This window comes from Streptococcus pseudopneumoniae, from assembly GCF_001072375.1.
Classification (GTDB): domain Bacteria; phylum Bacillota; class Bacilli; order Lactobacillales; family Streptococcaceae; genus Streptococcus; species Streptococcus pseudopneumoniae_L.
The window spans coordinates 1-8,712 of record NZ_JVKV01000090.1 but is presented as its reverse complement, the minus strand read 5'-3'; the positions used below and the strand labels follow the sequence as shown (position 1 = coordinate 8,712).

Annotated in this window: 9 protein-coding genes; 8 read left to right on the top strand and 1 reads right to left on the bottom strand. The window is 40.5% G+C overall.

Annotation, left to right across the window (positions count from 1 at the left end; translation table 11 throughout):
• From ADH31_RS07185 to ADH31_RS07150, 8 genes are all read left to right on the top strand, one after another.
• Positions 1-1,191 (top strand): RsmF rRNA methyltransferase first C-terminal domain-containing protein (locus ADH31_RS07185; RefSeq protein WP_049509828.1); only part of this gene is annotated, 1,191 nt, incomplete at its 5' end.
• A 109-nt stretch (positions 1,192-1,300) separates the two neighbouring features.
• Positions 1,301-2,179, top strand: coding sequence for a phosphate ABC transporter substrate-binding protein PstS (locus ADH31_RS07180; RefSeq protein ID WP_049509827.1), 879 nt, complete (start codon positions 1,301-1,303; stop codon positions 2,177-2,179).
• Entirely contained in the window at positions 2,179-3,096 is a 918-nt protein-coding gene (pstC, locus tag ADH31_RS07175; RefSeq protein WP_049509826.1) for a phosphate ABC transporter permease subunit PstC, read from the top strand. The genes ADH31_RS07180 and pstC overlap by 1 nt, the downstream gene beginning before the upstream one ends.
• Positions 3,086-3,970, top strand: a complete 885-nt coding sequence (pstA, locus tag ADH31_RS07170; RefSeq protein WP_000543058.1) for a phosphate ABC transporter permease PstA — start codon at positions 3,086-3,088, stop codon at positions 3,968-3,970. Before pstC ends, pstA begins: the two co-directional genes overlap by 11 nt.
• Positions 3,971-3,980: 10 nt before the next feature.
• A complete protein-coding gene (gene pstB, locus ADH31_RS07165; RefSeq protein ID WP_049509824.1) occupies positions 3,981-4,784 on the top strand; it encodes a phosphate ABC transporter ATP-binding protein PstB in 804 nt (267 codons plus the stop codon).
• Positions 4,785-4,796: 12 nt separating this feature from the next.
• Positions 4,797-5,555, top strand: a complete 759-nt coding sequence (gene pstB / locus ADH31_RS07160; protein ID WP_045763360.1) for a phosphate ABC transporter ATP-binding protein PstB — start codon at positions 4,797-4,799, stop codon at positions 5,553-5,555.
• 11 nt (positions 5,556-5,566) lie between these two features.
• The gene (gene phoU / locus ADH31_RS07155) at positions 5,567-6,220 is read left to right on the top strand and encodes a phosphate signaling complex protein PhoU (RefSeq protein ID WP_049509822.1); all 654 of its coding nucleotides are present in this window, start codon (positions 5,567-5,569) and stop codon (positions 6,218-6,220) included.
• 157 nt (positions 6,221-6,377) lie between these two features.
• The gene (locus ADH31_RS07150; RefSeq protein WP_049509820.1) at positions 6,378-7,193 is read left to right on the top strand and encodes an ABC transporter substrate-binding protein; all 816 of its coding nucleotides are present in this window, start codon (positions 6,378-6,380) and stop codon (positions 7,191-7,193) included.
• 19 nt (positions 7,194-7,212) lie between these two features.
• On the opposite strand, the gene ADH31_RS07145 is transcribed toward ADH31_RS07150, so the two are convergent.
• A complete protein-coding gene (locus tag ADH31_RS07145; RefSeq protein ID WP_049509818.1) occupies positions 7,213-8,487 on the bottom strand; it encodes a PLP-dependent aminotransferase family protein in 1,275 nt (424 codons plus the stop codon).
• Positions 8,488-8,712: the final 225 nt, after the last annotated feature.

The window sequence follows — 8,712 nt, the reverse complement described above, 5'->3', positions numbered from 1 at the left end:
AACCAAGTTTCTTTTTCAGATGCTATTCCAAATACACCCTGGGGCTACTATGGAAAGGTTTCTGGAAAATCTCCTGAGCATGTAACAGGTTTAGTTTATTCACAAGAGCCTGCTGCTCAAATGGTTGCTCAAGTAGCTCAACCAAAACCAGGCATGAAGGTCTTGGACTTGGCAGCGGCTCCCGGTGGTAAATCCACTCAACTGGCAGCCTATCTTGCAGGCGAAGGTCTTCTTGTTTCCAATGAAATTTCTAGCAAGCGAGCAAAGATTTTGGTTGAAAATATGGAACGGTTTGGAGCGTCAAATGTAGTTGTGACCAATGAATCTGCTGATCGTTTGGCTAAAGTGTTTAAGGGATATTTTGACCTAATTGTTCTAGATGCTCCATGTTCTGGAGAAGGAATGTTCCGAAAACAGCCAGATGCTATGGATTATTGGAGTGTAGAATATCCAAGCCAATGTGCTGACTTGCAGCGTGAAATTCTAGAGGATGCAGTAACCATGTTGGCTGATGGTGGTCGTTTGGTTTATTCAACCTGTACTTGGGCGCCAGAAGAAAACGAAGAAATTATCCAATGGTTACTGGATAGCTATGATTTTGAGTTGATTCCAGTTCAACATATCAATGGAATGGTCCCTGGGATTGACTTACCTGAAGCCGCTAGAATGTACCCACATCACTTTAAGGGAGAAGGACAGTTTGTTGCCCATTTGCAATTTCGAGGGGAAAATAAAGTCTCTAAGTTCAAGCCTTCTAAATCCAACCTCTCTCGAGAACAGATTTCTTTATGGCAGGATTTTGAGAAGAAACATTTAAAAGAGAAACTGGCTGGAGTCCTACAGGTTTTTGGTGACCAACTGTATTTATTGCCAGAAGGTCTACCAGATTTAGGAAAACTAAGAATTGCACGAAACGGACTTCATCTTGGAACCTTTAAGAAAAAACGTTTTGAACCAAGTTTTGCACTTGGCCTAGCTTTGAAACCAAGTCAAGTCAAGCAAGGAATTGAAATTCATCAAGAGGACTTTGTCAAATACGTAGCTGGTGAAACAGTTCAGCTGTCTGAAACTTTGCCAAATGGCTGGTACCAAATTTTAGTTGGTGGAAATGGTCTAGGTTTTGCAAAAGTGACCGGAAATACCTTGAAGAATTATTTCCCTAAGGGCTTGAGGTTTAAGGTGAAAAACTAGTCAAAATCAGTATTCTATGTTATAGTGGAAGTATGGATTTTTTGCATAAAACATAGAAAAATAGGGCGAAATTCCAAGCTATTCATCATTATTTTCAAGGAGACAAATAGTGAAAAAATTAAAAAAACTCACACTCTCTCTTGCGACTCTTTTACTTGCTGGTTTGTTAGTAGGATGTGCAAGTTGGATTGATCGTGGGGAGTCTATGACGGCTGTTGGGTCAACTGCTCTCCAACCTTTAGTCGAGGCGGCTGCAGATGAATTTGCATCAGCTCACATCGGAAAAACAGTCAATGTTCAAGGTGGTGGTTCTGGTACAGGACTGTCGCAGGTTCAGTCAGGAGCAGTAGATGTCGGCAACTCCGATGTATTTGCGGAAGAAAAAGATGGTATTGATCCCTCAGCCTTAGTCGACCATAAGGTAGCTGTCGCAGGTTTGGCTGTTATTATCAATAAAGAAGTAGATGTTGATAATCTAACGACGGCTCAGCTCAGACAAATCTTCACAGGAGAAATTACCAACTGGAAAGAAGTCGGAGGTAAAGATTTAGCCATCTCAATTATTAACCGTGCGGCAAGTTCAGGTTCTCGTGCGACTTTTGACAGTGTGATCATGGATGGGCAATCAGCAATGCAAAGTCAGGAGCAAGATTCAAACGGAATGGTCAAATCAATTGTTTCTCAAACCCCTGGAGCTATTTCCTACCTAGCCTTTGCCTATGTTGATGACTCAGTTGGGACTATCAAACTCAATGGTTATGAACCAATTTCAGAGAATGTAACCACGAATAATTGGCCTTTGTGGTCTTATGAACATATGTATACACTTGGTGAGCCAAATGAATTGGTTGCCGAATTCCTAAACTTTGTCCTTTCAGACGAAGCTCAGAATGGAATCGTTAAAGGAATGGGTTATATTTCAGTTAAGGAAATGAAGGTTGAAAAAGATGCTGCAGGTACTGTGACAGCAATAGAAGGGAGCCAATAATGAATCAAGAAGAATTATCTAAAAAATTGCTCTCTCCTTCAAAAAACTCTCGTCTTGAGAAATTAGGAAAAGGGCTAACCTTTGCCTGTCTCTCTTTGATTGTTATCATTGTAGCCATGATTTTGATTTTCGTGGCTCAGAAAGGGTTATCTACCTTCTTCGTCAATGGTGTTAACATTTTTGAATTTTTATTTGGACAGACTTGGAACCCTTCAGGGAAACAATTTGGTGCCCTTCCGATGATTTTAGGTTCCTTTATTGTTACCATCCTATCAGCTCTTATTGCAACACCATTTGCCATTGGGGCTGCAGTCTTTATGACAGAAGTATCACCAAAAGGGGCAAAGATTTTGCAACCTGCTATTGAACTCCTAGTTGGGATTCCTTCAGTAGTTTATGGATTTATCGGATTGCAGGTCGTCGTACCATTTGTACGTAGTGTCTTTGGTGGAACAGGTTTTGGTATTTTATCAGGGATTTTCGTTCTCTTTGTTATGATCTTGCCGACTGTAACCTTTATGACAACTGATAGCCTACGTGCGGTTCCTCGTCACTACCGTGAAGCAAGTTTAGCCATGGGAGCGACTCGTTGGCAAACCATCTGGCGTGTAACCTTGAAGGCTGCTCGTTCAGGTATTTTTACGGCAGTAGTCTTTGGTATGGCGCGTGCTTTCGGTGAAGCCCTAGCTATTCAGATGGTGGTCGGAAACTCAGCCGTTGTCCCAACTTCATTGACGACACCAGCAGCGACTCTGACATCTGTTTTGACCATGGGAATCGGTAATACCGTTATGGGAACTGTTGATAATAATGTTCTTTGGTCACTAGCCTTAGTATTGCTTTTGATGAGCTTGGCCTTTAACAGTGTGATTAAATTGATTACAAAAGAGAGAGGAAAGAAAAACTATGCACGCTAAGAAATTAGATAAACTTGCTACAGCTGTCCTCTATACCATCGCAGGAATCATTGTGACCATCCTTGCTTCCTTGATTCTCTATATCTTGGTTCGAGGCTTACCTCATGTTTCTTGGTCCTTCTTGACTGGAAAATCATCTTCTTACCAAGCAGGTGGTGGTATTGGAATCCAGCTTTATAATTCCTTCTTCCTTTTGGTCATTACCTTATTCATCTCTGTACCTCTATCAATGGGGGCTGGAATTTATTTGGCTGAATATGCAAAAAAAGGTCGTGTTACCAACTTCGTTCGTACCTGTATTGAAATTTTGTCTTCACTGCCATCAGTCGTAGTCGGTCTCTTTGGTTACCTCATCTTTGTAGTTCAGTTCGAGTATGGATTTTCCATTATTTCTGGTGCCTTGGCTTTGACTGTCTTTAACCTTCCACAGATGACGCGTAATGTTGAAGACAGTTTGAAACACGTTCACCATACGCAACGTGAGGCTGGTTTGGCGCTTGGGCTTTCTCGTTGGGAAACAGTTCTTCATGTCGTTATCCCCGAAGCCCTACCTGGTATTGTAACAGGTATCGTGCTTGCATCAGGTCGTATCTTTGGTGAAGCCGCAGCCCTTATCTATACAGCAGGACAATCAGCACCAGCCCTTGACTGGTCTAACTGGAATGTCCTTAGTGTAACCAGTCCAATATCAATCTTCCGTCAAGCAGAAACCTTGGCTGTCCACATCTGGAAAGTAAACAGTGAAGGAACTATTCCTGATGGAACTCTTGTTTCAGCAGGTTCTGCTGCGGTGCTCTTAATCTTTATCTTAATCTTTAACTTTGGAGCACGAAAACTCGGAAGCTATCTACATAAGAAATTAACTGCTGCCTAAAGGAGAAGCCATGTCGAAATATAATTGGGATGAAAGGCATATCATTACTTTTCCAGAAGAAAAAGTGGCCCTCTCTACTAAGGATTTACATGTTTACTACGGTAAAAATGAATCCATCAAGGGCGTCGATATGCAATTCGAAAAAAATAAAATTACGGCCTTGATTGGTCCATCAGGTTCTGGGAAATCAACCTACCTACGCAGTCTCAATCGTATGAATGATACCATTGATATTGCTAAGGTTACAGGAGAAATTCTCTATCAGGGAATCGACGTTAACCGTCCTGAAATCAATGTTTATGAAATGCGTAAACACATCGGAATGGTTTTCCAACGTCCAAACCCATTTGCTAAATCAATCTACCGCAACATCACCTTTGCACATGAACGTGCAGGAGTTAAGGACAAGAAGGTCCTTGATGAAATTGTAGAAACCTCACTTCGCCAGGCTGCCCTCTGGGATCAGGTCAAAGATGACCTTCACAAGTCAGCCTTAACGCTTTCAGGAGGTCAGCAGCAACGTCTCTGTATCGCTCGTGCTATTTCTGTAAAACCAGACATCCTCTTAATGGATGAGCCAGCATCAGCCTTGGATCCGATTGCGACAGCTCAACTTGAAGAAACTATGTTTGAGTTGAAGAAGGACTTTACCATCATTATCGTGACACACAGTATGCAACAAGCTGCGCGTGCTAGTGATTACACAGGATTCTTCTACCTGGGTGACTTGATCGAGTATGATAAGACATCTAATATTTTCCAAAATGCGAAGCTACAGTCAACAAATGACTATGTAACTGGACACTTTGGTTAGAAAGGGAACAGTATGACAGAACCGATTTTACAGGTTTCAGACCTGTCTGTTTATTACAACAAAAAGAAGGCGTTGAATAGTGTTTCCTTATCGTTCCAACCCAAGGAAATTACAGCTCTTATAGGGCCATCAGGATCAGGAAAATCAACCCTGCTCAAGGCTATCAATCGTATGGGAGATTTAAATCCAGAGGTGACCACTACTGGTTCAGTGGTTTATAATGGTCACAATATTTATAGCCCTCGTACTGATACGGTTGAATTACGTAAGGAAATCGGAATGGTTTTCCAACAACCCAATCCATTCCCAATGTCTATCTACGAAAATGTTGTCTATGGACTAAGAATTAATGGAGAGAAAGACAAGCAAGTCTTGGACGAAGCTGTGGAGAAAGCTTTACAACGTGCTTCAATCTGGGATGAAGTCAAGGACCGTTTGCATGACTCTGCTATTGGTCTATCAGGTGGACAACAACAACGTGTTTGTGTAGCACGTGTATTGGCGACTAGCCCTAAAATCATCCTCTTGGATGAACCGACTTCAGCCTTGGACCCTATTTCTGCTGGTAAGATTGAGGAAACCTTGTATGGTCTAAAAGACAAATACACCATGCTCTTGGTTACTCGTTCTATGCAGCAAGCATCTCGAATCTCCGATAAGACAGGCTTTTTCCTCAATGGAGATTTGATTGAATTTAACGATACCAAGGATATGTTCCTCTATCCTCAACATAAGGAGACAGAGGACTACATTTCAGGTAAATTTGGATAAGGAGTGAGAAGATGTTACGATCTCAATTTGAAGAAGATTTAGAGAAATTGCATAATCAGTTTTATGCTATGGGACAAGAAGTTCTTTCCCAAATCAATCGTACCGTACGTGCTTTTGTAACGCATGACCGTGACATGGCTAAAGAAGTCATTGAGGAAGATGCAGAAGTTAACGAATACGAAGTGAAACTTGAAAAGAAATCATTTGAAATGATTGCCCTACAACAGCCAGTTTCACAAGACTTACGTACAGTTTTGACAGTTTTAAAAGCTGTCTCAGACTTAGAACGTATGGGGGACCATGCAGTATCTATCGCAAAAGCAACGATTCGTATGAAGGGTGAGCAACGTATCCCTGCAGTTGAAGAAGAAATAAAAAAAATGGGTCGTGAAGTAAAAAACTTTGTTGAAGCCGCATTAGAACTTTATTTGAATGGTTCTGTGGATCAAGCCTATGAAGTTGCAACCATGGATGAAAATATCAACCATTACTTTGATAATATTCGTGATCTTGCAACTGAAGAAATTAGAAAGAACCCAGAAGCTATCGTCACAGGTCGTGATTATTTTCAAGTCATTTCTTACTTGGAACGTATCGGTGACTATGCAAAAAATATCTGTGAATGGGTTGTTTACTTTGAAACAGGTAAGATTGTTGAATTGTAAGATTGATTAATTATGCAAAAAAAGGAGCTTGTTAGTAAGTAAAAGCTCCTTTTTTGAAACAAAAATTGAAAATTTTTCATAAAAATTTAGAATATGCTTGACAAACGAAGTAGATAGAGTTATAATTATACAAAATTAACAGAGAGGTTGTTTATTTATGAATTTTAAAAAATGGATATTTGTCTTATGTAGTTTTCTTGCAAGCTTCTTATTGGTAGCTTGCCAATCGTCTAGTTCAAGCTCGCAGTCTGCAGTGGAGGCCATCAAGCAAAAAGGAAAATTAGTGGTCGCAACTAGTCCCGACTATGCTCCCTTTGAGTTTCAAGCACTTGTGGATGGTAAAAACCAAGTCGTAGGTGCGGATATTGACATGGCGCAAGCAATCGCTGATGAACTTGGAGTGAAATTGGAAGTTTCAAGCATGAGTTTTGATAATGTCTTGACCAGTCTTCAAACAGGAAAAGCAGACCTAGCAATTGCGGGAATCAGTGCAACTGAAGAAAGACAAGAAGTCTTTGATTTCTCAATTCCTTACTATGAAAATAAAATTAGCTTCCTTATCAGAAAATCAGATCTTGAAAAATACAAGGATTTGGACTCTCTAGCAAGTGCTAATATTGCAGCTCAGAAAGGAACTGTTCCTGAATCTATGGTTAAAGAGCAACTTCCAAAGGCACAGTTGACTTCTTTGACAAACATGGGAGAAGCAGTCAACGAGCTCCAATCTGGTAAAGTTGATGCCGTTCATATGGATGAGCCAGTAGCACTAAGCTATGCTGCTAAGAACTCAGATTTGGCAGTGGCTACAGTAAGCTTGACTATGAAGGAAGGCGAAGCAAATGCTGTAGCTATCAAAAAAGGTAACTCAGATTTGAAGGAAGTAGTTGATAAGGTCATCCAAAAACTGAAAGATGACGGAACTTACCAAACTTATCTTGAAAAAGCTGCTAAGCTAACAGAAGTAGAGCAATAAAAAATAACAGAGTTGGATTTCAGTCCAGCTCTGTTTTTAAATAGCTTAATGTTTCTTCAATATTTTCTAAGGAAATTTTTGCAAAGTGATAAGGGCAGTTCGTTAGATAGGAAGATTCGAAGAAGTCGAGTTCTAGAGGGCTGTGTTTAAGACTAGCTATGCTAGGATAGTTCCTGAGATCAAGCAAAAGCCCATCATGAAGTGGATAGTTCGGTAGGGAAATGGGATACCTTTGTAAGAGCTGTTGGATGTGCTCCTGACTTTTTTCTTGCAGTACCAGTCGTGCTAGTCTGTTTTTCTCAAAGAGTTGACTATCGATGTAGAGTGATAGAGCCTTTTGCATGATAAGGTTGTTATCGTAGTCGAGAATGTTTTTATAGGTCACAAAAGCTTCCTTGATAGTGTTTGGAAGAAGAAGGGCAGTGATTCGAAGGGCAGGAAATAGACTGGTAGAAAAGGACTTGATATAGATGACCAAATCATGTTGGTCTAAATAATGAAAGGTTTGTCCCATTTTAGGATCCAAGTCCCCCAGATAGTCATCCTCAACGATATAAATCTGATATTTTGCAGCCAAGTCAAGGATGGCAAGTTTTTCCTCTTCAGAATAAGAATGCCCCAGAGGATAGTGGAAACGGGGAATGGTATAGAAAAATTTAATTTTACCACTTTTAAAATGTTCCTCAAGTTCGTTTAGGTCAATGCCGTCTACTCGACGATCAATGGTTTGATAGGGAATATTTTGAGCTAGTAGCAGCTGGTTCATCCGATGATAGGTCGGTTGTTCGACCAGTATTTCCTGAGCTTGACCTGGAAAATCAATCTGAGAAAGAATAAAGAGTGCTTGTTGGGTTCCAGAAGTCATGACCAACTGGTCTGCCTTACTATAAATGGCTTGATCAAAGAGCAATGTCTGAACAGACTCTCGTAATTCTTCTAAGCCTTCTTGGTGTTCATAGTAGTTGTAGAGATAATTTTCTCGCCCAATCAAGCTCTCATTGACGCACAGACGAAAATCATCATAGGCTGCTGCGTGTTCATCGTTAACTGAGATAATTAAGTCTTCGTGACTGGTTTGTTGCTCCAATACATAATAACCACTTTGAGGTTTTGAGTAGATATATTTCTCGTATCGGAGTTCTAAGAGCGCGCGCTGTATGGTGTCTTTGCTACAGTGAAAATCTTGACTGAGTTTTCGGATAGATGGTAGGCGACTTCCAGTTGGAAATCTACCTGATTCTATCTCATTTTTTAGATAGTGAACGACTTGTTCATACTTGCTTTCTTGCTTCATCCCAGACCTCTCATGATTTTGTTACATTGTACCTTTTTTTTAGAAGTTTGGCAATGTTATATTCTTCGAAAATCTCTGCAAACCGCTTCAACGTCGCCTTGCCGTATATATGTTACTGACTTCGTCAGTTCCATCTACAACCTCAAAACAGTTTTTTGAGCCGCCTTCGTCAGTTCTATCCACAACCTCAAAACAGTTTTTTGAGCTGCCTTCGTCAGTTGCATA

Excerpts from the sequence above, each read along its gene's own strand:
- pstC (WP_049509826.1), top strand. The coding sequence starts at position 2,179 with ATGAATCAAGAAGAATTATCTAAAAAATTGCTCTCTCCTTCAAAAAAC.
- pstA (WP_000543058.1), top strand. The coding sequence starts at position 3,086 with ATGCACGCTAAGAAATTAGATAAACTTGCTACAGCTGTCCTCTATACC.
- pstB (WP_049509824.1), top strand. The coding sequence starts at position 3,981 with ATGTCGAAATATAATTGGGATGAAAGGCATATCATTACTTTTCCAGAA.
- pstB (WP_045763360.1), top strand. The coding sequence starts at position 4,797 with ATGACAGAACCGATTTTACAGGTTTCAGACCTGTCTGTTTATTACAAC.
- phoU (WP_049509822.1), top strand. The coding sequence starts at position 5,567 with ATGTTACGATCTCAATTTGAAGAAGATTTAGAGAAATTGCATAATCAG.
- ADH31_RS07150 (WP_049509820.1), top strand. The coding sequence starts at position 6,378 with ATGAATTTTAAAAAATGGATATTTGTCTTATGTAGTTTTCTTGCAAGC.
- ADH31_RS07145 (WP_049509818.1), bottom strand. The coding sequence starts at position 8,487 with ATGAAGCAAGAAAGCAAGTATGAACAAGTCGTTCACTATCTAAAAAAT.